The organism is Streptomyces sp. NPDC028314 (genome assembly GCF_055565795.1).
On sequence record NZ_JBVHTP010000002.1, the window covers coordinates 605432 to 630084 of the forward strand.

At 72.3% G+C, this 24653-nt stretch carries 21 protein-coding genes; 10 read left to right on the plus strand and 11 right to left on the minus strand.

Annotation, left to right across the window (positions count from 1 at the left end; translation table 11 throughout):
• Positions 1-46: 46 nt before the first annotated feature.
• On the plus strand, positions 47-652 hold the full coding sequence (locus ACZ4TG_RS06950; protein ID WP_468160272.1) for a response regulator transcription factor: 606 nt from the start codon (positions 47-49) through the stop codon (positions 650-652).
• A 69-nt stretch (positions 653-721) separates the two neighbouring features.
• Here the strand turns inward: ACZ4TG_RS06950 and ACZ4TG_RS06955 are convergent, their stop codons facing one another.
• Both ACZ4TG_RS06955 and ACZ4TG_RS06960 read right to left on the minus strand, forming a co-directional pair.
• Positions 722-2680 (minus strand): sensor histidine kinase, encoded by a 1959-nt coding sequence (locus tag ACZ4TG_RS06955; protein ID WP_468160273.1) that lies wholly within the window; start codon positions 2678-2680, stop codon positions 722-724.
• 151 nt (positions 2681-2831) lie between these two features.
• A complete protein-coding gene (locus tag ACZ4TG_RS06960; protein ID WP_468160274.1) occupies positions 2832-5174 on the minus strand; it encodes a TOMM precursor leader peptide-binding protein in 2343 nt (780 codons plus the stop codon).
• 319 nt (positions 5175-5493) lie between these two features.
• Here ACZ4TG_RS06960 and ACZ4TG_RS06965 point away from each other — a divergent pair, with 319 nt between their 5' ends.
• Positions 5494-6483, plus strand: coding sequence for a Gfo/Idh/MocA family protein (locus tag ACZ4TG_RS06965; RefSeq protein ID WP_468160275.1), 990 nt, complete (start codon positions 5494-5496; stop codon positions 6481-6483).
• A gap of 89 nt (positions 6484-6572) precedes the next feature.
• Here the strand turns inward: ACZ4TG_RS06965 and rfbB are convergent, their stop codons facing one another.
• Positions 6573-7583 (minus strand): dTDP-glucose 4,6-dehydratase, encoded by a 1011-nt coding sequence (gene rfbB, locus ACZ4TG_RS06970; protein WP_468160276.1) that lies wholly within the window; start codon positions 7581-7583, stop codon positions 6573-6575.
• Between the two features lie 166 nt (positions 7584-7749).
• On the opposite strand from rfbB, the gene ACZ4TG_RS06975 reads away from it, so the two are divergent.
• Positions 7750-8178, plus strand: a complete 429-nt coding sequence (locus ACZ4TG_RS06975; RefSeq protein ID WP_468160277.1) for an ester cyclase — start codon at positions 7750-7752, stop codon at positions 8176-8178.
• On the plus strand, positions 8175-9101 hold the full coding sequence (locus ACZ4TG_RS06980) for an NADP-dependent oxidoreductase (protein ID WP_468160278.1): 927 nt from the start codon (positions 8175-8177) through the stop codon (positions 9099-9101). Before ACZ4TG_RS06975 ends, ACZ4TG_RS06980 begins: the two co-directional genes overlap by 4 nt.
• 82 nt (positions 9102-9183) lie before the next feature.
• On the opposite strand, the gene ACZ4TG_RS06985 is transcribed toward ACZ4TG_RS06980, so the two are convergent.
• From ACZ4TG_RS06985 to ACZ4TG_RS07010, 6 genes are all read right to left on the minus strand, one after another.
• On the minus strand, positions 9184-9708 hold the full coding sequence (locus ACZ4TG_RS06985; protein WP_468160279.1) for a GNAT family N-acetyltransferase: 525 nt from the start codon (positions 9706-9708) through the stop codon (positions 9184-9186).
• An 87-nt stretch (positions 9709-9795) separates the two neighbouring features.
• The gene (gene rfbA / locus ACZ4TG_RS06990) at positions 9796-10692 is read right to left on the minus strand and encodes a glucose-1-phosphate thymidylyltransferase RfbA (RefSeq protein WP_468160280.1); all 897 of its coding nucleotides are present in this window, start codon (positions 10690-10692) and stop codon (positions 9796-9798) included.
• Between the two features lies 1 nt (position 10693).
• Positions 10694-11296 carry a dTDP-4-dehydrorhamnose 3,5-epimerase family protein gene (locus ACZ4TG_RS06995; RefSeq protein WP_468160281.1) on the minus strand — a complete coding sequence of 201 codons (603 nt, stop codon included), beginning with the start codon at positions 11294-11296 and terminating at the stop codon, positions 10694-10696.
• Positions 11293-12396 (minus strand): DegT/DnrJ/EryC1/StrS family aminotransferase, encoded by a 1104-nt coding sequence (locus ACZ4TG_RS07000; protein ID WP_468160282.1) that lies wholly within the window; start codon positions 12394-12396, stop codon positions 11293-11295. The genes ACZ4TG_RS06995 and ACZ4TG_RS07000 overlap by 4 nt, the downstream gene beginning before the upstream one ends.
• Positions 12397-12483: 87 nt before the next feature.
• A complete protein-coding gene (locus ACZ4TG_RS07005; RefSeq protein WP_468160283.1) occupies positions 12484-13464 on the minus strand; it encodes an NAD-dependent epimerase/dehydratase family protein in 981 nt (326 codons plus the stop codon).
• Entirely contained in the window at positions 13461-14906 is a 1446-nt protein-coding gene (locus tag ACZ4TG_RS07010; RefSeq protein WP_468160284.1) for an NDP-hexose 2,3-dehydratase family protein, read from the minus strand. Before ACZ4TG_RS07010 ends, ACZ4TG_RS07005 begins: the two co-directional genes overlap by 4 nt.
• Positions 14907-15225: 319 nt before the next feature.
• Here ACZ4TG_RS07010 and ACZ4TG_RS07015 point away from each other — a divergent pair, with 319 nt between their 5' ends.
• Together ACZ4TG_RS07015 and ACZ4TG_RS07020 are read left to right on the plus strand one after the other, a co-directional pair.
• On the plus strand, positions 15226-16737 hold the full coding sequence (locus ACZ4TG_RS07015; RefSeq protein ID WP_468160285.1) for a DHA2 family efflux MFS transporter permease subunit: 1512 nt from the start codon (positions 15226-15228) through the stop codon (positions 16735-16737).
• A 131-nt stretch (positions 16738-16868) separates the two neighbouring features.
• Positions 16869-18047 carry a glycosyltransferase gene (locus ACZ4TG_RS07020; protein ID WP_468160286.1) on the plus strand — a complete coding sequence of 393 codons (1179 nt, stop codon included), beginning with the start codon at positions 16869-16871 and terminating at the stop codon, positions 18045-18047.
• A gap of 152 nt (positions 18048-18199) precedes the next feature.
• On the opposite strand, the gene ACZ4TG_RS07025 is transcribed toward ACZ4TG_RS07020, so the two are convergent.
• Together ACZ4TG_RS07025 and ACZ4TG_RS07030 are read right to left on the minus strand one after the other, a co-directional pair.
• Positions 18200-19090, minus strand: coding sequence for an alpha/beta hydrolase (locus ACZ4TG_RS07025; RefSeq protein ID WP_468160287.1), 891 nt, complete (start codon positions 19088-19090; stop codon positions 18200-18202).
• An 89-nt stretch (positions 19091-19179) separates the two neighbouring features.
• The gene (locus tag ACZ4TG_RS07030; RefSeq protein WP_468160288.1) at positions 19180-19647 is read right to left on the minus strand and encodes an ester cyclase; all 468 of its coding nucleotides are present in this window, start codon (positions 19645-19647) and stop codon (positions 19180-19182) included.
• 180 nt (positions 19648-19827) lie between these two features.
• On the opposite strand from ACZ4TG_RS07030, the gene ACZ4TG_RS07035 reads away from it, so the two are divergent.
• From ACZ4TG_RS07035 to fabD, 4 genes are all read left to right on the plus strand, one after another.
• Positions 19828-21669 carry an AfsR/SARP family transcriptional regulator gene (locus ACZ4TG_RS07035; protein WP_468160289.1) on the plus strand — a complete coding sequence of 614 codons (1842 nt, stop codon included), beginning with the start codon at positions 19828-19830 and terminating at the stop codon, positions 21667-21669.
• Between the two features lie 192 nt (positions 21670-21861).
• Entirely contained in the window at positions 21862-23406 is a 1545-nt protein-coding gene (locus ACZ4TG_RS07040; protein WP_468160458.1) for an acyl-CoA carboxylase subunit beta, read from the plus strand.
• The gene (locus ACZ4TG_RS07045; protein WP_468160290.1) at positions 23403-23633 is read left to right on the plus strand and encodes an acyl-CoA carboxylase subunit epsilon; all 231 of its coding nucleotides are present in this window, start codon (positions 23403-23405) and stop codon (positions 23631-23633) included. The genes ACZ4TG_RS07040 and ACZ4TG_RS07045 overlap by 4 nt, the downstream gene beginning before the upstream one ends.
• Positions 23634-23647: 14 nt before the next feature.
• Positions 23648-24637 (plus strand): ACP S-malonyltransferase, encoded by a 990-nt coding sequence (fabD, locus tag ACZ4TG_RS07050; RefSeq protein ID WP_468160291.1) that lies wholly within the window; start codon positions 23648-23650, stop codon positions 24635-24637.
• Positions 24638-24653 lie beyond the last annotated feature (16 nt).

The following is a 24653-nucleotide window of genomic DNA, read 5'->3' on the forward strand; positions in this document are numbered from 1 at the left end:
GGTCCCTGCCGGAGGCATGGCCTCCTGGGGCTGTAACGGGGGATAGATGATCCGGATACTTATTGCCGAAGATATGCACATGCTACGTCGAGCGCTGGTCACCCTGCTCGAACTGGAAGACGACATGGAGGTCGTTGCGGAACTGGCGTCCGGTAATGAGATCGTTCCCGCGGCGCAGGCGGTGCAGCCGGACGTAGCCATCCTGGACATCGACCTGCCGGGCACCGACGGGATCACCGCGGCGCAGGCCCTGTACACGGCCGCACCGCAGTGCCGGACGCTGATCCTGACCAGCCTCAGCCGGCCCGGGAACCTGAAGCGGGCGCTCGCCGCCCACGTGTCCGGCTTCCTGCTGAAGGACACCGAACCGGCCCAGCTCGCCACCGCCATCCGGACGGTGATGCAGGGCGGCCGGGCGATCGACCCCCAGCTGGCCCTCGCGGCGCTGGACAGCGACGACTGTCCGCTGACCGAGCGGGAGGCCGAGGTGCTGAGGCTCGCCGGGGACGGCGCCGAGCCCGCCGAGATCGCGGACCGGCTGTTCCTGTCGGCGGGGACCGTACGCAACTACCTGACGACGGTGGTGTCGAAGCTGAACGCCCGCAATCGGGTGGACGCCATCCGGATCGCCCGCGAGGCGGGCTGGATCTAGCGGGCCGGATCCGGCGGCCCGGACCGGAGGGGGACCGGGCGGCCGCAGGGTGGACCGCGCCCGGGATGCCTACGTCGCGGGCGGGCGGTAGTTGCGGGCGACGCTGCGGACGTCGGTGAGCGCCTTGCGGGCGGTGCCGAAGATCTCGGCGATCTCCCGCTGCGCCGCCGCCGGATTGGAGGAGGCGAGCCGGCGGGCGTGCTCGCAGCGGACGGCGATGGCCGAGAGGTTGTACTCCAGCAGGTCGCGCAGGACGCCGGAGAAGCGCAGGCGTTCCGCGGTGACGGCGTGCCGGGAGAGCTCGGCGCGGGACTGGTGGACTTCGGCGATGACGTTCTTGAGCCGGGAGAGGCCGAAGATCACGAGCCCCGTCATGGGGGTCATGAGCCCGTGGTAGACGATCGGGATCAGCGCCGCCTCGCCGAGGCCGAAGCGGATGAGCACGGTGGCGGCGACGATGACGCCGAAGACCAGCCAGCGCCATCTGCGGGGCAGCACCAGCAGGACCGTGCCGGCCAGGAAGCCGGAGGTGCCCAGCCAGCGGTCCTGGAGGAAGGCGTACGGGGCGAAGGCCATCACCGCCTGGGCGCCGAGAACCGCGTACCGGCTGCGCAGCGGGCGCGGGACCACCCGCGGATAGATCCATTTCAGTTGCAGGCCCAGGGTGGCCAGCAGGACGAGAGAGCCGGCCAGGAGTAACGGAAGACTCAATTGGAACGTGTACATGAAACTGACACCTTGGAGTAAATACCCCAGAAGGATGCCGAGGGTGAGCATTGTTGCGGTACGGGGCGCAAAGGTCGGTGCATAGCGCGCCGAATCCGCTATTTCCGGCGGCGGCCCTTGTGGAATTCCGGCCGCGGTGTCCGGCATTGACCGGCGCCCGGCCCGTACGGGTATCCGGGTGGTGAGGCGGAACGAGCCGCCGTCCAGCTCGGTGACGAGGGTCCCGCCGAGCCGGCCGACCCGGTGGGTGAGGCTGTGCAGCCCGCTGCCGCCGCGGTCCGGGCTGGCGGCCGCGTCGGCGCCGTCGTTGACGATCCGCAGCTCCACGTGGCCGTCGGCGCACGAGGTGGTGATGGCACAGTGCTCGGCCTTGCTGTGCCGCAGCATGTTGGTGAGCGCCTCGCGCAGCACGGTCGCGAGGACGGTGTCGGTGCCGGAGTCCAGCGGCACGGGGTCGAGGGCCAGGCTCACCTGGAGACCGGCGGATTCGAGCATGCTGCGCGCGTCGCGGGCCTCGTCGGCGAGGGACATCTGCCGGTAGCCGCGGGCCACGAGGCGGACGTCGGTGAGGGCCTGGCGGGCCGTGTCCAGGATCTCGTCGAGCTCCTTCTCGGCCCGGGCGGTGCTGACCGGCATGAGCCGGTCGGCGAGTTCGCACTTCACGGCGATCGTGGACAGGCTGTAGCCGAGGAGGTCGTGCAGGTCCCCGGCGAAGCGGAGCCGTTCGGTGGTGACGGCGAGGCGGGTCAGCTCCGCGCGGGAATGGTGGGCCTCCGCGACCAGTTCCGTCAGCCGCGGCAGGGCGAAGATCACGGCCGCGTTGAGCAGGAACTGGACCGTCAGGTAGAAGGCGTTCCAGCCGATCCCGAGGACGTAGATCGCGGCCTGGTCGCAGGCGGCCACGAAGGCGAAGCCCGCCCAGGCGAGCCTGCGCGGGAGCACGAGCAGGGTGGATCCCGCGAGCAGCGGCACCATGCCCAGGAGCGCCTGTCCGAAGATGGGCAGGGTGCCGAGGGTGAAGAGCGCCTGGAGGCCCAGGGTCCAGTAGCGGGTGCGCGGCGCGATGGTGATCAGCCGGGGGAAGGAGTGGCACAGCTGGGTCGCCAGAATTCCGATGAAGCAGACCACCGCGACGGGGAGTTTCCAGGTCGCCGTGTGTTCGTTGAAGACGTACGGCGCGTCGATACCGCAGAATCCCACCACCACGGCGGCGGTGCTGAGCACGGCGAGGCGGACCGGAATGTCTTCGCGGAAGAAGCGCAGCGACGTGGACGCAGCCGTCTCGAGCTTTTCGAATCTCACGCTGCCCCCCGGCAGTTGATCACGAGTCAGTGAGCCTGCCATGGTGCGCTGGTGGACCAATGTACCCGAGGGGCTCGGGCCGTCGCGATAAGAAAATGTTTCGTGATCGGCTCCCGGAAGCGGGTCCGGCAGGGCTTCCGGGAGCAGGGGATCACAGGAAGAGCGGGATCGGATTGAGGTCCTCGTAGCGGCGGGGCTCCCGCAGCCGGCCGAGTTCCACCGGTACGTCGAACAGCCGGCCGGGCGCGAACCGCGCCGAGTGCGGCCGCAGCCCGGGGACCACGACCTTCACCACCGGCATCCCCACGTCGGGCCGGGTCTGGTCGAGCACGAGCAGCTCCATCCCGTGGCGTCTCAGCAGCCGCACGGCGGCCGTGATGTCGTCGCGCAGATCGGCGCGCGGTGTGTACGGGTGGTCGCCGGGGCGGACGGCGGGCGCCGCCGGGTCTGGCGTCACGTACGGCTGGCCGGCGGCGGTGGCCGTCCGCATCCAGTACAGGGCGTCGGGGTCGGAGGTGGCGTAGCCGGTGCCGTCGGCGTGGGCCCGCACCACGTTGGGCAGCAGCTGGTTGAGCTCGGTGAGGGCCCGGCGCAGGGCGGTGCGGGGGTCGAAGTGCGCGCCGAAGCCGAACATGATGTCCTCGTCGGTCTTGTCGGTGCGTCCGGACACGGCGGCGAACACGGGGATGCCGAGGTCGGAGGTGAGGTCGAGGGCCCACACCGCGCGGTTCAACGAGGCGTGCACGCGGACGAGTTCGGCCGTCCAGTCGTCCGCGAAGGCGTCGAGGTCGACGCCCGGCGCACGGGTCCGGTTGTACCACCACAGGGCGACCGCGTCGCGCTCCACGAGTTCGAGGAAGCCCTGGAGCACGGCGTCCTCCAGGCTGCCGCCGGCGGCGGCGCCGTTCGACCCGGCGAGGCAGAAGGCGCGGCCCTCGTCCTGGGGCACGTCGTAGTAGAGGAACGCGGTCGGCAGCAGCCTGTGGCGTTCCCCGGTGAGGGACCACACCGGCGTCCAGTCGGTCGGGGCCTGGGGGTCGAAGGGGTCGCACACCTGGTGCGCGGGCCCGTGGCAGGCGTTCCAGCTCTCGCGGCCGGCGAACTGCCGGGGGTCGTAGAGCTGTACGGAGTCGGGGTGGACGGCGCGGTCCGCGAGCTCGCGGTAGCTGCCCCGTACGGTCTGCTCGTCGCCCTGGTAGTAGCCGGAGAAACGTTCCAGCGCCTCGGCGAGCGCGCCTGCCCGGGCCTGCTCGGCGGTGGCGCCCTTCCCGCCGCTGGTGCTGCGCAGGCCGGCCCGTACCGCGTGGATGCCGCGCGGGTGCGCCACCGGATTGAGCCCCGCGTGGAAGGAGTTGAGGAACTCCGGGCCGCGCGGGTCCCGCACGATCTCCTTGACGATGCCGGTGACCGGGTCCACCAGGTGCCCGTACCGGTCGAGGAGCTGGGCGGGGGCGAGCGCCCGGTGCCCGCCGCCGCCGGTGTCCCGCTTGATCCGGGAGCCGATCACCACCGGGGCCGCCGCCCGCCGCGCCACCAGGCCCGGATCCCCGCAGGCGTGGCACTGGGGCCGCACGTCCACCGCGTGGTGGCCGCTCTCCAGGGTCAGGGCGTCGAGGGTCCACAGCGACCGCTGGCCCGGATGGCGCTGCCCGGCCAGCCACTTGGCCGCCTCCAGCGCCGCCAGGTGCAGCCCCGCCCGCAGGGTGGCGGGGGTGTGGCAGGCGGAGCGCCGGACGGGACCGGTCCGGCCCAGCGACTGCTGGATGTGGGCCTCGACCTGCCGCCCGCGCCACAGCCGGTCCGCCAGACAGGCCCAGCAGGCGCGCCCGGCCAGCCCGAAGAAGGGGCCGATCCACTGCTGGGTGCCGTTGCACATGACCGGCAGCCAGGGGCGGCCGGCGGCGCGGTGCTCGGCGTCGACCGCCTGGAGCGCGGGGTTGAGGAAGTCGTCGCAGAGGACCACCGTCAGGTCGGCCCCGGCGGCCCGGTGGGCCGGGCCGGTCCGCAGACCCGCGTCGGTGAGCACCTGGCGCAGCTGCGTGAGGTCCGCGGTGTGCACGGTCCCGACGGCCGCGGTGTGCACGGTGGCGGTGGCGCGCGCGGTGGCGGCCCGCGCGCCGTCGAGCCCGGCGGCCTCCCAGAAGGCCAGCTCCGCGTCGGCGGCGCCGCCGGCGGCCGTGCGGGCCGTGACGAGGCCCGCGTCGGAGAGGCGGCTGACGAGCCGGACGGTCTGCTCCGCGGTGAGCGAGCCGTCCGTGGCGCGGGTGAGCTGCTCGATGCCGAGGGTTCCGTCCAGCAGGGGGGCGAGCAGGGCTATCTGTTCGCCGTGCAGTGCGGTGACCTGGTGTCCGGCGAGCAGGTAGACGGCCTCGCCCGCTATCGGCTCGACGCTCAGATGTGCCTTGAATCCCAGGAGCGGGGTCTTGCCGACTTCGCCCACGGCTGTTTCCAGCAGCCGGTCGTCCTGTACTCCGAGTCGGCCAGGAGCAGGCATGGTGACACCTCTCGTATGCGTTCGTGACACGGGTCCGGTGCGTTACGACGAGATTCTGTGCGGGCCGGCCACGGGCGACCAGTGGTTCCTTCACCGTCCGGGCGTGAACATCTCATGGGTACGACGTGCGCTCCCGGGGCTTCCCCCGACGGGCCCGTCCTGAGTGGACTCGGTTCTGCGGCCCCTCTTCGAGTCGGCCCCGAGGAACGTCGTCGATAGTGGGTACGGACATGCCCGTGGCGGATGCGGTTGCGCGCGTACGGCCGGGCGTTCTGGTCCCGACCCAGCCAGTGGTACCGCGGCCCGCAGGAGGCAGCACATGAACCCCGTCAGGGTGGGCGTACTGGGCTGCGCCAACGCGGCCCGGCGCCTGATGCTGCCCGCGTTCGCCGGCCAGCGGGAGACCGAGCTGGTGGCCGTGGCGTCCGGGCACGCCTGCCTCGACGAAGAGGCGGAGCACACCTACGGCTGCCGGGCGGTCGACGGACAAGCGGAACTCCTCGCCATGGACTCGGTGGACGCCGTGTACATGACCCCGCCGGCCGGCCTGCGCGACGAGTGGGCCGAGGCCGCGCTGCGCGCGGGCAAGCACGTACTGGTCGACAAACCGCTCGCGACGGGCTCGGCGCGCGTGGCGGAACTCCTGGACCTGGCCGCGCACAGCGGTCTGGTGCTGATGGAGAACGTGATGTTCGTCAACCACTCCCAGCACGCCGCCGTGCGCAGCCGGATCGCCGCCGGGGACATCGGTGAACTGCGCTCCTTCCGCGCCGACTTCGCCGTACCGGAACCCGCGGAGGCGGACCCCCGGTGCCGCTCCGAGGCCGGCGCCGGCGCCCTGTTCGACGTGGGCTGCTACCCGGTGCGCGGGGCCCTGCACATGCTCGGCGGCGGCCTGCGCGTCGCGGGGGCGGTCCTGCGCCGCGCGCCCGGCGGCACCGCGCAGACCTCGGGGTCCGCGCTGCTCGAATCACCCGACGGGGTGCTGGTGCAGCTGACCTTCGGGGTCGGCTTCGCGTACCGCTCCTCGTACGAGCTCTGGGGCAGCCGCGGCCGGATCCGGGTGGAGCAGGTGTTCACCCCGTCGGTGGACCATCCGCCGGTCCTGCAGATCGAGCGGCCCAACTTCATCAGGCCCGTGGTGCTCGACCCCGACGATCAGGTGGCCGGCGCGGTACGGGCGTTCGCCGAGGCGGTGCGCTGCGGTGCGGCGGGTGCCCCGGACGCCGAGGTGTGCCTGGAGCAGGCGGTGCTCCTCGACGAGATCCGGCGTATGGCCGCACGTGCGGACGACGCGCCGTCCTGCTGAGCGCCGGTCGGCCGCCTGCCGTAGACGGGGTCCGCGCTCGTGCGTAGGGCGCCTCACCGTGGTGACGGGGAGGCGCCTTCGGCACGGGCTCAGGGGGCGGCGGGCCGGTCGAGGGCGGCGCGTTCCTTGAGCGGCTCCCACCAGGCGCGGTTGTCCCGGTACCAGCGGACGGTCTCGGCCAGGCCCGCCGCGAAGTCCTTGCGGGGCTCGTAGCCCAGCTCGCGGCGGATCTTGGAGCAGTCCACCGAGTAGCGGCGGTCGTGGCCCTTGCGGTCGGTGACGTACTCGACGCTGGTGTCCCAGTCCGCCCCGCACGCCTCCAGCAGCAGGCTGGTGAGCTCCTTGTTGGACAGCTCGGTGCCGCCGCCGATGTTGTAGACCTCGCCCGCGCGGCCCTTCGTACGGACCAGCTCGATGCCCCGCACGTGGTCGTCGATGTGCAGCCAGTCGCGGACGTTGCCGCCGTCGCCGTACAGCGGGACCTTCCCGCCGTCGAGCAGGCTCGTGATGAACAGCGGGATGACCTTCTCCGGGAAGTGGTGGTGCCCGTAGTTGTTGGAGCAGCGGGTCACCCGTACGTCGAGCCCGTGCGTGCGGTGGTAGGAGAGCGCGATCAGGTCGCTGGAGGCCTTGGCCGCGGAATAGGGGGAGTTGGGGGCGAGCGGGTCCGTCTCGGGCCAGGAGCCCTCGTCGATGGAGCCGTACACCTCGTCCGTGGAGACGTGCACGAAGACCGCGACGCCGGCCCGGTGGGCGGCGTCGATCAGGGTGTGCGTGCCGACGACGTTCGTGCGGACGAACTCGGCCCCGCCGTCGATGGACCGGTCCACGTGCGACTCGGCCGCGAAGTGCACCACCTGGTCGTGTCCGGCCATCAGCTCCGCGACCAGGTCCGCGTCGCAGATGTCGCCGCGGACGAAGGCGAACCCCGGGTGCCCGCGCACCTCGTCGAGGTTGGCGGGGTTGCCCGCGTAGGTGAGCTTGTCCAGAACCGTCACCGCGACGTCCCCGGGGCCCTGCGGCCCCAGGACGGTGCGGACGTAGTGCGAACCGATGAAACCGGCACCGCCGGTCACGAGTATCCGGGTCGTGGAGGTCATACGCCGAGGATGCGGTCCCCCGCTCGAGTCCCGATCGGGTTCCGGTGTGTTCCGGCCAGCCCGAGCCTCCTTCTCAAGGCCGCCTCGACCGCTGTTTGCCAGGCTCCAGCAGGTACGCAGCGGCTCACCGCCTGCCATGCGGCCGTCCTCCAGAGGGGTTCAAGACATGTCACAGAGTCACCGCGAGCTTGTCCAGCACTTCGTGGACATGATCAACAATCACGACGTCAGCACGATGGCCGAGCACACGGCGCCCGGGCACATCGACCACAACCCGGTGGTGGACGACGGCATCGAGGCCAACCGCGCGTTCTGGTCGGGGATCTTCGCCGCCTTCCCCGACATGAAGGTCGTGGTGCACGACCTGGTGGCCGAGAAGGACCGGGTGGCGGGCCGCTTCGAGTACAAGGGCACCCACCAGGGCGCCTTCCTCGGCATACCGGCGACCGGCCGCACCGTCTCCTTCCAGACCATCGACATCTGGCGGGTGGAGAACGGCCTGCTCGCCGAGCACTGGGACCAGATCGACCTGACGGACATCTTCCGCCAGCTGGGCGCCGACCCGTGGACCGCCGGCCAGGGCGCGGCCCGGTGAAGGCCGTCTTCTACGAGCGCCACGGCGGCGCGGAGGTGCTGGAGTTCGGCGAGCTGCCCGACCCCACGCTCGGCCCCGACTCGGTACTCGTCCGCGTCAAGGCCGCCTCTGTCAACCCGGTCGACTGGAAGGGGCGCGAAGGATACCTGGAGGGTCTGCTGGACTCCGTCTTCCCCGTCGTGCCCGGCTGGGACGTGGCCGGAGTCGTCGAGGCGGTGGGGATCTCCGTCACCGAGTACGCGCCGGGCGACGAGGTACTGGGCTACGTCCGGGAGGACGGCCTGCGGCGCGGCACCTTCGCCGAGCTGGTCGCGGCGAACGTGCGCTTCCTCGCCCGCAAGCCCGCCGCGCTGAGCTGGGCCGGGGCCGCGGGCCTGCCGCTCGCCGGACTCGCCGCGTACCAGGCGCTGGCCCACGTGGCCGGGGCCGGCAGCGGGGACACCGTGCTGCTGCTGGGCGCGGCCGGCGGCGTCGGCGCGCTGGCCTCGCAGATCGCGCGGTCATTGGGGGCGCGGGTGATCGGCACCGCGAGCGAGGGCAACCACGACTTCGTGCGGGACCTGGGCTGCGAGCCGGTCGCGTACGGCTCCGGACTGGGCGAGCGGGTACGGGAGCTCGCGCCGGACGGCGTGGACATCGTCTTCGACGCCGTCGGCAAGAAGGGGCTGCGCACCGCCAAGGGCCTGCTGAAGCCCGGGGGCCGGCTGGTGTCGGTGGTCGAGGCCGGGATCGGCGCGCAGGGCGGCACGTACGTCTTCGCCCGCCCGGACACCGCCGACCTGAACCACCTCACCGCCCTCGTCGACCGCGGCCTGCTCACGGTGCCGGTCGAGGCGGTGTTCCCGCTGGAGAAGGCGGCGGACGCGCACCTGCTCAGCCAGGAGGGACACGCCCGGGGGAAGATCGTCGTCGAGGTCGGGTGACCCCTCGGGGCCGCGGGCAAGCGTGTGGGGGCGGCGGTCCTGGACCGCCGCCCCCACCCTGCATCGCGCCCCGCACGGCGCGTCAGCGCGTCCCCGAAGGGACGCCGGCCGTCGGGGCCGTGTACCGGTTCTCCGGCAGCGGGTGCCCGACGAAGCGGTTCATGGCCACGGACACCTCGCTCAGGTCCTCGTACCCGAGCTGGCGGTACAGCGGGGCGCCCTGCCGCGAGGCGAAGAGGCTCACCCGCTCGCAGCCCAGCGCGATGAAGCGCTCGGTCATGTGGTGCACGACCGTCCCGCCGATGCCCCGGCCGCGGTACTCGGGCCGGGTGCTCACGGCGATGACGAAGCCGGCGACCGTGGCCGGCGACTCGGGGCTCGGGAAGCGCGGGCGGATCTCGCCCGTCGCGGAGCCCACCACCGTGTCGCCGTCCTCGACGAGATAGGCGTGGAACCCGGGGTCGTTGGCGAGCCGGTCGGCGGTGAACTCCTCGCAGGCCCGCATCCAGTCCGTCGGGTGCGGCCCGTTGATGGTGTCGTGCATGATCCTGCGCATCTCGGTCAGCACCGCGGCGTCGGCGACGGTGGCGCGACGGATCGGCAGCATGGGCGTGACTTCCTTCCACGTGGGGCACGGATCGGTGGGAAAGCCGTGCCGCCGGGGCGGCGGACCACCCCGGCGGCATACGGCGGATCAGGCGGCGTACGTGGCCGGCGCGCCGCCGCTGCGGGCGGCGATCTCCATCACGTAGGCGCCGTAGGCGGTGCCCGACATCTCCTCGCCGAGCCGGTAGCAGTGCTCGGGAGTGATGAACCCGCGGTGCAGCGCCACCTCCTCGACGCAGGCGATCCGCTCGCCCTGGCGCTGCTCGACGAGCTGTACGTACTGCCCCGCGTTCAGCAGGGAGTCGTGGGTGCCCATGTCCAGCCAGGCGAACCCCCGGCCGAGCTCGGTCAGCTGGGCCCGGCCCTGGGCCAGGTAGGCCTTGTTGACGTCGGTGATCTCCAGTTCGCCGCGGGCCGACGGGGTGAGGTTCTTGGCGATCCCCACCACGTCGCTGTCGTACATGTAGAGCCCGGTCACGGCCAGCTTGGACTTCGGGACCGCGGGCTTCTCCTCCAGCGACAGCAGCCGCCCGTCGGCGTCGATCTCACCGATCCCGTAGCGCTGCGGATCGCTGACCCGGTAGCCGAAGAGCGCGCAGCCGTCCAGGGATTCCACCGCGTCGCCGAGCAGCTTGGAGAAGCGCGGGCCGTGGAAGATGTTGTCGCCGAGCACCAGGGTGACCTGGTCGTCCCCGATGAAGTCCGCGCCGATGACGAGGGCCTCCGCGATCCCGCGCGGCTCGTCCTGCTCGGCGTACTCGATGCTCAGGCCGAGCCGGGAGCCGTCCCCGAGCAGGGTGCGGAAGCTCTCCGAGTGGTCCCGGGAGGAGACCAGCAGCACCTCGCTGATGCCTGCCAGCATCAGCACGGAGAGCGGGTAGTAGATCATCGGCTTGTCGTAGACCGGCAGGATCTGCTTGGACAGCGCACCGGTCAGCGGCCGCAGGCGGGTTCCGCTGCCACCCGCGAGGATGATGCCCTTCATCTCAGCGTCCGCTCTGTCGGCGCTCGATCTCCGCGCTGAGTGCGTAGTCCGGCAGCAGGCCCTGCTCGCGGGCCTGGGCCAGGGTGGGCGCGGCGACGTCCCGCTCCGAGAAGACCGGCGTGAGGTCCTTGGGGATCGGCAGGTTCAGCGCCGGGTCGGTGACCGAGATCGCCAGCTCGTGCTCGGGCACGTAGCTGCCGGTGATCATGTACGACATCACGGTGTCGTCCTCCAGCGCGACGAACGCGTGGCCCAGCCCCACGGGGAAGTACATCGCCCGGAAGTCCTGCTGGTCCATGAGGACCGCGTCCCACTGCCCGTACGTGGGCGAGCCGACGCGGATGTCCACGACGATGTCCAGCGCCGAGCCCTTGGGGCAGTAGACGTACTTGGCGCAGCCGGGCGGGGTCAGCGTGTAGTGCACCCCGCGGACCACGCCGCGCTTGGACCGGCTGTGGTTGCTCTGCGCCAGCGGGAAGCGCCCGCCGGTCGCCTCGGTGAACGCCGGGCCCTGGAAGGGGGAGAGGAACAGTCCCCGCTCGTCGGGGTAGACGTTCGGGGTGAACTCCAGGGCCCCCTCGACGGCCAGTTCGCGGACCTTCATGACAGAACCTCCCGTATGGCTGCGATGACCTTGTCCTGCTCGCCGACCGGCAGCGACGGGTACATCGGCAGCGAGAAGATCTCGCCGGCCAGCTTCTCCGTCACGGGCAGCGAGCCCTTGGGGTACCCGAGGTGGGCGAAGCCCGTCATGGTGTGGACCGGCCACGGGTAGCTGATGTTGAGGTGGATGTCGTAGGCCTTGAGGGCCTCGATGATCCGGTCGCGCTCCGGGTGGCGGACCACGTAGACGTAGTAGACGTGCTCGTTGCCCTCGTTGACCTTCGGCAGGCGCAGGGCGGTGTCGCCCAGTCCCTCCTGGTAGCGGCGGGCCACCTCGCGGCGGCCGGCCGTGTACTGGTCCAGCCGGGTCAGCTTGCGGCGCAGGATCTCGGCCTGCACCTCGTCCAGGCGGCTGTTGTGGGCCGGGACCTGCACGGTGTAGTAGGTCTTCTCCATGCCGTAGTAGCGCAGCTTGCGCAGCTCGGCGTTGGTATCGGGGCGCGAGGTGACCACGGCGCCGCCGTCGCCGTACGCGCCGAGCACCTTGGTGGGGTAGAAGGAGAAGGCCGCCGCGTCACCGGTGGTGCCCGCGAGCCGGCCGTTCTGCCGGGATCCGTGCGCCTGGGCGCAGTCCTCCAGGAGGACCAGGCCGTGCTTGTCGGCGATCGCCTTGAGCGGCGCCAGATCGACCATCTGGCCGTAGAGGTGCACCGGCAGGATGCACTTGGTGCGCGGGGTGATGGCCGCCTCGACCTGGTCCACGTCGATCAGGAAGTCGTCCTCGTTGATGTCCACGAAGACCGGCGTCGCGCCGGCGCCGTCGATGGCGATGACGGTGGGTGCCGCGGTGTTGGACACCGTGATGACCTCGTCGCCCGGGCCCACTCCGAGGGCCTGGAGGGCGAGCTTGATCGCGTTGGTGCCGTTGTCCACGCCGACGGAGAAGCCGGCGCCGTGGTAGGCGGCGAACTCCTCCTCGAAGCCCTGGACGCTTTCGGCGAGCACCAGGCGGCCGGAGGAGAAGACCTTCTCGACGGCGGCCAGGATGTCCTCGCGCTCGTTCTCGTACTCGGGCAGGTAGTCCCATACGTGGGTGGTCACGTTCGTCCCTTCATCTGTGTCGTCATGCCGGGTGGGGGATCTCCCCCGGGTGTGGAGCCACGGCGTGTGGAGCTACGGCGTGCGGAGCTACGGCGCGGGGGTGGCCAGGGCGGCCACCGTGCGGTCCAGCCCCTCGTCGAGGCCGACGAGCGGGCGCCAGCCGGTGGCCGTGCGGAACGGGGTGGAGTCGATGGTCACGCTGCGGAAGTCGGTCTCGGGGGCGTGCGCGGGCGGGGTCACCGAGACCACCGCCACCGGCTCGGTGCCGGTACGGGCCGCCGCGCGGGCGGCGACCGTACGGAAGACGTCGCCGAGGGCGTCGCCGCGGCCCGCGCCCAGCAGCCAGGAGCGTCCGGCGAGTTCGGCGCCGTGGTCGAGCGCGGCGGCGAAGGCGGCGGCGATGTCGGAGATGTGCACCAGGTCGCGGCGGACGGTGCCGTCGTGCCACAGGGTGATCTCCTGGCCGGCCAGCGCGCGGCGGGCCATCGCGGCCACCACCCCGCGGTCGGCGGTGCCCGGGAGGGTGCCTTCGCCGAACACCGTGGGCAGCCGCAGGGACACCCCGCGGACCAGGCCGGCCTCGCTCGCCGCCAGCAGCAGCCGCTCCGCCGCGAGCTTCTGCTCGTCGTAGACGGTGCCGGGCCGGTCGGGCTCCGTACCGTCCAGCGGCTCCCTGAGCGGGACGCCGACCTGGGAGGCGGCGCCCGCGTAGACCACCAGCGGCGGCCGCTTCGGGTCCCCGGCCAGCTCCAGCAGGTCGCGCATCACGCCGACGTTGACGCGTTCGCCGCCCGGCTCCTCGGCCGCGCGCCAGCCGCCCTCGCAGAGCAGTACGTGGACCACCGCGTCGGCGCCCTTGACGGCGGAGGCCAGCGCCTCCCGGTCGGTGAGGTCGGCGGTGACCACCTCGACGTCCGCGGCGGCGCCCTGCGGCACCGGGGCGGGCCGGCGGGCCACGGCCCGCAACCGCAGGTCCCGGCGCGCCAGTTCGGCCAGGACCGCCGAGCCGACGAAGCCGGTGGCGCCCAGTACGACGACCAGCGGCCGCTCTGTCTGTTCGGTACTCACGCGGTCCCTCCCCGGGCCCGATCGGAGCCCGGCGCCGGTCCGGCGAGCAGGCTGTAGAGGCAGGCGACGAGGCTGCGCGCCTGCACGTTGAGGTAGTTGGAGTGCAGCAGCAGGTCCGCGAGCTGGTGCACCGGCATCCAGCGGAAGCCGGGGTGCGCGTGCGCGGTACCGGTCTCGACGACCAGGTGCCGGTTGCTGATCTCCAGGAAGCGGCCGCCCTCGTCGGACAGGTCGCTGTCGAAGCGGACCGACTCCGCGGACGCGGCCAGCACCTCGTCCAGGAACGGGGGCCGGGCGGCGGCGGGCAGCCGGTCGTAGTTGCCGACCGTGCACTGCACGGTCGGCGCCAGCTCCGCCACGTCCAGCAGCCCCGGTTCGGTCTTCAGCTGCATCAGGGCGTGCAGCACCCCGTCGATCTCGCGGACCAGCAGCGCCTGGAGCCCGTCCTCGGCGGTGGCCAGCATGGGCTGGGTCCACCGGCCGACCTCCCGGCCGGCCGACTCCACCCGTACGCCGATCACCTCGAAGAAGCCGCCCGACTCGTGCCGGATGACGTCCGCGTCCCGCTGCCAGCCGGGCAGGCCGGTCAGGGGGGCCGGCCGGACGTCCAGCTCGGTCCGGCTGCGCACGTCGGTGATCCAGGACCTGATCTCCCGGCCCGGGTGGAGGGCGCCCGCCGCCGGGTCCAAGGACCGCCGGAGGGCCGCGGTGAACGGGTCCGCGCCGTCCGCGGAGTCCTTCCAGGTGTTCAGCGGCAGGCAGGAGAGGACCGTCCTGGTGTCCATGTTGATCAGATCGTCGACGTGGAGCAGCCGCAGCACCTGGCCCAGGCCGAGCCAGACGAATCCGTCCCTCGGGGGGATGTCGTCGTCGGTCAGCACGATCATGTTCCGGTTGCGCTTGCGCAGGAACCAGGAGCCCTGCTCGGACTGCCGGACGTCCGCGAGCACCCGGTGGGCCGGCGCCTCGCGGAAGTACTCCAGGAAGGGGACGGCCGCACCGCCGTGGACCCCGGTGAAATTGCTCCTGGTGGCCTGCACGGTGGGTGAGAGCTGCAGGCCGCCGCGGTTGCCGGGCTCCGCCTTCAGCTGCATGAGGCAGTGCGGGACGCCCTTGATCCGCTTGACCAGGATCCCCAGGATCCCGGTCTCGGGCTGATTGATGATCGGCTGGGACCAGTCGGGCACCGGGGCGCCGGCGATCTCGACGCGCAGCCCCTCTATCGAGAAGAACTTTCCGCTCCGGTGCCGAATCCAGCCGTTCGCCTCATCGGTGTACCAGCCGTCCAGGCGGTCCAGCGCAATGCGTTCCGAACGCGTCCAGATGCGGTCCCGGGCCTCGGCGAGATTCCGGTGGAACTCGGGAAGTCCGGTGATCCCGGCTTCCGGTGCCAGCGAATCCGGCCCGAGCAGCGGGAATTCGGCGGTTTCGGTGGGTGACACGACGGATGCCATCGCTGATGCCATCACTGGTCCCCACCGAGGGCGGGGGTGGAGATCCCCGATATCTTCATTGGCTTTCTCCTTCGAGTGGGCTCGCACGCCGGGGCGCCGACCTCCGCCAGATGATGTGCCACCTCGATCGGGCTTCGGCGGAGGAGCGCTTGAGACGCCGCTGAGACCCCGCTGACGTGCGGCTCAGGACCGCTGGCGGACGGCTCGACCGGGGCTTGAGTACCGCTTCCTAGCCTCTGCACATGGACTCGCGTGACCTGACACCGGTGCTCCGTCAATTAGCGGCGAACACGGAAGGAATCCCTGGATGAGTACTGTCAATGCGGCCGGAGGCGATGGGGGCACGTCCCGGAAGTCTCCGGGGGCGGCCATTCTGATCACCGGCGTGGCCGCCTTCATGGCCGGACTCGACAACCTCGTGGTCGTGACCGCCCTGCCCACCATCAGGGACGAACTCGGCGGCAGCCTGCAGGACCTGGAATGGACGATCAACGCGTACACCCTGTCCTTCGCCGTGCTCATGCTGTTCGGCGCGGCGCTCGGTGACCGCTTCGGCCGGCGCCGGGTCTTCGTCGGGGGCCTGCTGCTCTTCGTCGCGGCCTCGGCCGCGGCCGCCGTCGCCCCCGGCGTCGGTGAACTGATCGCCGCCCGGGCGGTCCAGGGCGTCGGCGCCGCGATCGTCATGCCGCTCTCGCTCACCCTGCTCACCAACGCGGTGCCCGCCGAGAAGCGCGGTGGCGCCCTCGGTATCTACGGCGCCCTCAACGGCCTCGCCGTCGCGGCCGGTCCGCTCGTCGGCGGGCTCGTCGTGGAGCACCTCTCCTGGCAGTGGATCTTCTGGATCAACGTGCCGGTCGGCCTGCTGCTCGCCCCCCTCGCCTGGCGCGGGCTCGCCGAGAGCAAGGGTCCCAACAACCGTCTGGACGTGCCCGGGACGATCCTGGTCAGCCTCGGCATGCTGGGCGTCCTGTACGGCCTGGTCAAGAGCAACGGCGAGGAGGGCTGGGGCGCGGCGGAGGTCATCGTCTCGCTGGGCGTCGGCATCGCGTTCGTCGCCGCGTTCGTCGCGTGGGAGAAGCGCACGAGCGAGCCGATGCTCCCCATGGGCATGTTCCGCAACCGGGCGTTCAGCGCCATCAACGGCGGCGGCATCCTGATGTCCGTCGGCATGTACGGGGTGATCTTCCTGATCACCCAGTTCATGCAGACCATCCAGCACCTCTCGCCGACCCAGGCGGGCGTGCGGATGCTCGCCTGGACCGCGATGCCGATGCTGGCGGCGCCGGTCGCCGGCATCGTCTCCGACAAGATCGGCGGCCGCCCGGTGGTGGTCGTCGGACTCGCGCTGATGGCCGCCGGCTTCGGCTACTGGGCGCTCACCATGAGCCCGGACGTGTCGTACGTGGTGCAGCTGCCCGGCTACCTGCTGGGCGGGCTGGGCGTGGCCTGCTTCTACGCGCCGCTGCTGAACCTCACGATGACCTCGGTCAAGGTCGAGGAACAGGGCATCGCCTCCGGTGCCACCTCGGCCACGCGTGAGCTCGGCGCGGCCCTGGGCATCGCCCTGCTGGCCTCGGTCTTCGCCGGCCAGGGCGGCTACTCGTCCGGCGAGGAGTTCGTCGACGGCTTCGTGCCCGCGCTGTGGGTGGGCGCCGCGGCCGTGGCGCTCGCCGCCGTCGTGATGCTCTTCGCCTCCCGTCCCGCCACCGCGGCGGCGCCGGTGCAGGGGAAGGCGCCGGGCGCGCCGGAAACGCTGGACGTCCCGGTGCGGGCCGCGGGTGCCGAGGCGCCCGAACCGGCCTCGTCGACCAGTCGCTGACGATTTTGCCGCTCGTCCGTTCCGGTATGACCCCACGGGAATTCATCCCGTGGGGTCTCGGGCTTTTAATTCCGTCTCCTTTTCTTTCGCAATGCTGGACAATGCCCGCTGAATTCCCTATCGTTTGAGGTATGAGGATTCTCTTCGCGAGCGTCGGAAATTTCGGGCACATATTCCCCCTGCTTCCTCTCGCCCAGGCCGCACGAGCCGCCGGGCACGAGGTCTGGTTCGCGTCCAGCGAGCAGTTCCAACCGATCCTGGAGAAGGCCGGTGTGCAGCCCCTCGTCGCGGGCTTCTCGGTCCCGTGGGCGTATATCGAGGCCCTGGGCGGCCAGGCCTTCCTGGACGCCCAGGAGGGCGAGGTGCGGGCCAGCGACGTACCCCCCGAGGTGCTCTCCGCCCTCGGTGTGAAGGTCTTCGGCTCGGTGCTGCCGCGCAGCGTCGCCGCCGACCTCGCGCCCGCCCTCGACTCGGTCCGCCCCGACCTGGTCGTCCACGAGATCATGAACTCCGGGGCCGCCTTCGCGGCCGCGCTGGCCGGGGTGCCGGCGGTCTGCCACGGCATCGGCCGCGTCTCGTACGACATCCACGAGAGCGCGCTCCAGGAGGAGCTGCGGGCCACGGCGCGCGAGCTCGGCGTACCGGCCGGGGGCCGGCAGATCCGCACCATGGGCAACCCGTACGTCGACATCTGCCCGGCCTCCGTCCAGAGCCGCGAGTTCCTGGACTCGGGCGTGGAGCTGATCCCGCAGCGCCCCGTCGCCTTCTCCGAGCCGGGCGACCTGCCCGCCGCCGTCACGGAGGGCGGCCGGCCGCTGGTCTACCTCAGCCTCGGCACCGTCCTCGGCTCCGCGCAGCTGCTGCGCACCGCGATCGACGGGCTGCTGCCCCTGGACGTACGGGTGCTCGTGGCGACGGGCCCCGTCGTCGACGTGGCCGACCTGGGCGAGCTGCCGGACAGCGTCATCGCCCTGCCCTGGGTCCCGCAGCCCGAGGCGCTGACGTACGCCTCCGCCGTCGTCCACCACGGCGGCGCGGGCACCACGCTCGCCGCCCTGGCGGCGGGCCTGCCGCAGCTGATCCTGCCCCAGCCGGGCGACGGCCCCGGCAACGCGGAGGCCGTCCGGGCCACGGGCGCCGGCCGCGTGCTGCTGGCGGAGGAGGTGTCCGCCGAGGCCGTGACGGCCGAGGTGCGCAAGCTGCTGTCCGACGACGCCCACCGGGACGCCGCCGGAGCCGTCGCCCGGGAGATCGCCGCGATGCCCGAGCCCGCCGACACGCTCGCCCGGCTGGAGGCGTACGTCCGCTGACCCGTCGCCCGCCCCTCCCCACCGCCGCCCCGCGCTCCCCGGTGAGCGCGGGGCGCCCTGCGTGCCGGGGGCCGGGCGCGGGCACGCGTACGAGCGCCGCGGCCCCGGACGGGGGGGCGCGGCGCTCGGTGTGCGGGACGGGCGGGCCCGGATCAGCTCCGGGGCGCCGGAGCCGTCAGGCACTCCTCGAAGAAGGCCAGCGCCCGCAGGTGGTAGGAGCGCGCGGCCAGGCCCAGGCTGATGTTGTGCCCCGCGCCGGGCTGCCGGTCGACGCGCAGCCGCGGCACCCCGCCGAGGTACGAGACCAGGTCGGCGATGTCCTCCTCGCCGTGCCGCCACCACGCCTCGTGCTCGGCGAAGGTGAGGCGCAGCGGCAGCCGCAGCCTGGGCGCCACCTCGGTGAACGTGCCCGGCCACCGGGCGGCCTCGGCCGCCTCCCGGGCCGGCAGCGGGGCGACCAGGGCGGCGCTGGCCCGGAAGGTCCCCGGGGGGTAAAGGCCCAGCGGCCCCCAGGTGCGCTCGACCTGGGTGTGGCGGCGGTCCCTGGCCAGCCGGTCGGTGTCGACGACGTAGCGGTGGCCGCAGCCGTTGACGTCCAGCCCCAGGAAGCCGGGGGTGCGGGCCGCGGTGCTCATGGCGAGCTTGCCGCCGTAGGAATGGGCGAGCAGGAAGGTGCCGGCGCCGGTCGGGAAGCGCGCGGCGAAGGCCTCCGCGGCGGCGGCCAGCACCCGCGCCTGCTCCGCGAGGGTCAGCCCCTCGGGCAGCGCGGCCGCCGAGCCGCCGTAGCCGGGCCGGTCCACGGCGAGGACGCTGAAGCCGAGGCGCGCGCCCAGCGTGAGCAGGGACAGGTCGGGGTGCGCCTGTCCGTCGAAGTACCCGGCGCTCATGCCGCCGCCGTGGACGGCGATCACCGCCGCGCGGGGCGGCCCCTCGGGCTCGCCGAGCAGGCAGGACAGGGTGATCCCGGCGGCTTCGAGGCCGATCCGGCGCACCCCGGGGGACAGCGTCTGCGACGGCTGCGGCCTGGGTGTCCTCGGCTTCATCGTGCACTCCTTCCGGTCGGCGGCCGATGCCGCTGGACATGCCGGTGCCGGGGACTCAGCGTGCTGAGGCCCCGGCACACCGTGCGCACTCAGGCGAGCTGCCGCGCGAAGGTCGAGAGGTCGAAGTACAGGGTCTCGTCGACGAGGACGTCGCCGTCGAAGTGGAAGAAGACGGCGACGGGGGCGTCGACCGTCTTGCCCCGGTTGGGGATCCCGCGCCAGTCGGCGGCCTGCGTGCCGCGGATCTGGGCCTCCAGGATGACGGCGGTCGGCGTGTGGTGGACGTGGTGCAGGTCGTGGTCCAGGTCGGGGAAGGCCGCGCGCAGCTCGTTGAAGTAGCCGTACACCGCCTCCTTGCCGATCAGCGGGGACTCCTCGAAGGGCAGCACCCGGTACACGCCGCCGCGCGGGAAGGTCGCGAGGACACCGTCGACGTCCCAGACGATCTCGGCCAGCGTGTGCTCCGCGACGACCGCCTCGCGCGCCTTGCGCAGCTCGGCGGAGGGCTGCGGGAGGTCCGCGCCCGGAAGGACGAATTCGTGCTGGTCGGTGCTCATGAGATTTCCTCCGATGTCTCCTGCGGTCCGAATATGAAAGGACGCTAAGCCTCCCGACTCGCCCGTTCCTCGGATTCCGCTGGAGACGCCCGGCTCCGTTTGGGGCAGAGCGGAATTCGAGGGCAGCTGGACCGCTCGCCTTTACTTTTGCGGGGGTGGAAAGGATGCGGGTGATTCTTCATGGAGCTGCGAATACTGGGACCGATAGAGGTGTGGACGGCAGGCAGTGAGGCGGACATCGGCCCCGCTCGGCAACGAGGGGTGCTGGGCGCGCTGCTCGTCGACCCGGAGCGGCCCGTGCCGCTCGAGTCGCTCGTCGACCGCGTCTGGGGCGACACACCGCCCTCCGGCGCGCGGAGCGTCGTCTACACGTACGTCGCACGGCTGCGCCGGGCCCTCGCCCGCGCATCGGAGGGCGCCCCGGAGCTGGTCGGCCTGACCCGGTCCACGGCCGGCTACCGGCTGGAGGCGGACCCCGACACGGTCGACCTGGTGCGGTTCAGGCGGCTGCTGAAGGAGGGCCAGCGCCCGGACCTGCGCGACCCGCAGCGCAGCGCCCTGCTCCAGGAGGCACTGGGCCTGTGGCGGGGCGACGCCCTGGCGGGGATGAACAGCGACTGGGCGGCCCGGGTCCGCGAGACGCTGGGCCAGCTGCACACGGAGGCGCTCATCCAGTGGGCCGACACCGAACTGCGGCTCGGCCACTCCGGGGCCGTCGTGGCCGACCTGCGCGCCGCCCTGCTCGGCGACCCGCTGTCGGAGCAGATGGGGGAGCGGCTGATGCGCGCCCTGCACCTGGACGGGCGCAGCGTGGAGGCGCTGGAGCACTACCAGGCGCTGCGCCGGCAGATCGCGGAGGAGCTGGGCGCCGACCCCTCGCAGCGGCTCCAGGAGCTGTACGAGTCCATCCTGCGCGGCGAGCAGGTCGAACCGGGCCCGCCCGCCCAGGCCGAGCCGGTCCGGCTCCTCGCGCCGCCCGCGGTGGCCGTCGTACCGCGGATGCTGCCGCTGGACCTGCCGGACTTCACCGGGCGGGAGTCCGAGCTGAAGCACGTCCTGGAGGTGCTGACCAGCCGGGAGGTGCCCCTGCCGCCCACGGTGCTGATCGTCGGCGCGGGCGGGGTGGGCAAGACGGCGCTGGCGGTGCACGCCGCGCACAGCGTCCAGCACGCCTTCCCCGACGGGCAGTTGTACGCGGGCCTGCGCGGCAGCGGAAGACATCCGGCCGATCCGTTCGGGGTCCTGGGCAGACTGCTGAGGGCGCTGGGCATGGATCCGGCCGACATCCCCGAGGATCCGGACGAGCGCGCCGAGGTGTACCGCGCGCTGCTGGCGGGCCGCCGGCTGCTGGTGGTCCTCGACGACGCGCTCGACGACGACCAGGTGCAGACACTGCTGCCGGGCAGCGCCGGCAGCACGGACAGCGCGGTCCTCGTGACCACCCGCAGCCGGCTCAACACCCCGCTGGGCGCCGACGTGCTGGAGCTCGACGAACTGCCGGGGGACGACGGCCTCGCCCTGCTGACGCGGCTCATCGGCGCGCAGCGCGTCGCACGGGAGCGCGCCGCGGCGGCGGTCGTGGTCGGCTACTGCGGCGGGCTGCCGCTCGCCATCCGGGCGGCCGCGGCCCGGCTGACCGCACGGCCGCACTGGACGCTGGCGCGGTTCGCGGAGCGGCTCAGCGACGAGAACAGGCGGCTCGACGAGCTGTCGCACGGTTCGCTGAGCGTGCGGGCCCGGCTGACGGCCTCGTACGAGTCCCTGCCGAGCGACGCCCGCGAGGTGCTGCGCTGCCTGGCGGACATGCCGATGTCGGAGTTCGACGGCTATGTGGCCTGCCCGGTGCTCGGCAAGGACCTCAGGACGGTCGAGGACGCCTGCGAGCAGCTGGTCGAGGCGTACTTCCTGTGCGTCGTGGAGGAGTCCACAGGGGACCAGCCGACCCGTTTCAGGCTGGACGGACTCCAGCGCGTGTTCGCCCGCGGCCTGCGGGAGAAGGCCCTCTCGGCGGTGGCGCGGTAGCAGTACAGATCCGCTCAAGACTCTGTCCAGCCGGGCGACCACACACCCGTACGACAGTCGTGGGGAAGGCGATGGAGCACTGAGGAGGGGGACGCGATGGCGATGTCGAACACGGCCCAGGTCGAAGCACCCGAGCTCGCCGACCAGGGCTTCGTACCCGGCCGGGAGGCAGGTCCGCAGCAGCCGCCGACGATGGCGAGCCTGACGGACGATCTGGCCGCCCGGCGGGCGGAGGCCCACTTCGGACACGACCCGGACGCCGAGCGCCGCCACCTCGACAAGGGCAAGCTGCTCGCCCGCCAGCGCATCGAGCGGATCCTGGACCCGGGTTCCTTCGTGGAGCTGGGACTCTTCGCGGAGCACCGCGCCACCGGCTTCGGCATGGAGGACTCCCACCCCGAGGGTGACGGGGTCATCACCGGCTGGGGCGAGATCGACGGCCGTACGGTCTTCATCTTTGCCCACGACGCCCGGGTGCGGGGCGGGGCGCTCGGCGAGACCTTCGCCAACAAGATCCACCAGCTGCTCGACCTCGCGGACTCGGTCGGCGCCCCGGTCATCGGCCTGAACGACGGCGGCGGCGCGCGGATCCAGGAGGGTATCGACGCCCTGACCGGCTTCGGCCGGCTCTTCGCCCGCAACGTCCGGGCCTCGGGGGTGATCCCGCAGATCAGCGTGGTGCTCGGCTCCTGCGCGGGCGGCGCGGTCTACTCGCCGGCCCTGACGGACTACACGTTCATGGTCGAGGGCATGGCCAACATGTTCATCACCGGCCCCGACGTGGTGCAGGCGGTGACCGGCGAGAAGGTCACCCACGACGAGCTGGGCGGCGCGGGCACCCACGGCCGCCGGACCGGAGTCGCCAGCTTCGTCTCGCCGGACGAGGAGAGCTGCTTCGAGAGCGTCCGCGAGCTGCTGTCCTACCTGCCGTCGAACAACCACGAGACGGCGCCCGAGGTGGCGGCCGAGGACGATCCCGACCGGCGCTGCGAGGAGCTGCTGGACCTCGTACCGGTCGACGAGAAGCGCCCGTACGACATCAGGACCGTCATCGAGCACATCGTGGACCACGGGGAGTTCCTGGAGGTCCAGGAGCAGTGGGCGCCGAACATCGTGTGCGCGCTGGCCCGGCTCGACGGCAAGCCCGTCGGGATCGTCGGCAACCAGCCGGCCGTGCTCGCCGGGGTCCTGGACATCGACGCGTCGGAGAAGGCGGCCCGGTTCGTGCGGACCTGCGACGCCTTCAACATCCCGCTGGTGACCCTGGTCGACGTACCCGGGTTCATGCCGGGCACCGAGCAGGAGCACAACGCCATCATCCGGCGCGGCGCGAAGCTGCTGTACGCCTATTGCGAGGCAACGGTGCCCCGCATCCAGGTCATCCTGCGCAAGGCGTTCGGCGGCGCGTACATCGTCATGGACTCCAAGTCCATCGGGTCCGACCTGTCCTTCGCCTGGCCGTCCAACCAGACGGCCGTCATGGGCGCGGACGGCGCGGCCAACATCATCTTCCGTCGGCAGCTGAGGGAGTCGGCCGAACCGGAGAAGCTGCGCAAGGAGCTCGTCGCCGAGTACACCGAGCAGCTGCTGAACCCGTTCGCCGCCGCCCGGCGGGGCCAGGTCGACGACGTGATCGACCCGGCCGACACCCGCCGCGTACTGATCAAGTCCCTCCAGGTGCTGCGGACCAAGCGCGGGGTCCACCCCGTGCGCAAGCACGGGAACGTCCCGCTGTGAGCGGGAGCGGCCCGGTCGCGCTCAGCGTCGTGCGCGGCCGTCCGACACCCGAGGAACTCGCCGCCGTGATCGCGGTCCTCACCGCGGTCACCGGGAACACCGCACCCGCCGCGGCGCCGCGCGAGCGGCGGCACGGCTGGAACGGGCGGGGGCCCTGGCGCCGTCCGGCCCCCGCGAACAGCGCCCCGCAAGCCGCCGGCTGGCAGCGCACCCCCACCGCCCCATGAGGAAGGAGACCACCATGACCGCATCCGCGCTCGGCAGTTCCGGCTCGCCCGGCGTGAGCGGCTGCCTGGCGATGTTCCCCGGCCAGGGTTCACAGAGGCCCGGTATGGCCGGATACCTGATCGAGAACCACCCCACGGCCCGGGAGCTGTTCGCCCAGGTCGACGACATCCTCGGCATCCCGCTCTCGGAGATCTGCGTGAGCGGCACCAAGGACGAGCTCGCCCGTACCGAGGTCACCCAGCCCGCGATCGCCGCGACCAGCATCGTCGTGTGGAACCTGCTGCGCGAGGCGGGCTACGAGCCCGCCGCGGTGGCGGGGCACAGCCTCGGCGAGTACCCGGCCCTGGTGGCCGCCGGGGTGCTGTCGCTGGAGTCCGCGATGCGGCTGGTCAAGCTGCGCGGCCGGCTCATGGGCGAGGCCGGGCGGACCGTGCCGGGCGCCATGGCGGCCGTCATCGGACTCACCGCCGAACAGGTCGAGGAGGCCTGCGCGTCGGCCGCCGGCACCGGGCTCGTCACGGTGGCCAACTTCAACGAACCCCTGCAGACCGTCGTCTCCGGACAGGTCGACGCCGTCGAGCAGGCCGGCCGGGCCGCCCGCGAGGCGGGCGCCGAGCGGGTCGTACCGCTCGCCGTGAGCGCCCCCTTCCACTGCCCCCTGATGGAGGCCGTCGAGGAGGAGTTCACCGAGGCCCTGGCCCGGCACGAGTTCGCCGACCCGGAACTTCCCGTCATCAGCTCGGTGACGGGGGAGTACGCCCGCAGCGGCGGCGAGGCGCGCGAACTGCTGCGCCGCCAGCTCACCGAACCCGTCCGCTGGGTGGAGGTGCTCCGTACGGCCGCGAGCCACCCGGTGGAGGCCTACACCGAGATCGGCCCCGGCCGGGTGCTCGGCGGGCTCGCCCGCCGCACCTTCGACGAGGCCATGACCCGCTCGACCGGCGACCAGCGCCGGCTGGGCGCACTGCTCGGCTCGCTGACCGCGCTGCCGACCGCCGTATGACCCCCACGAACCGCCG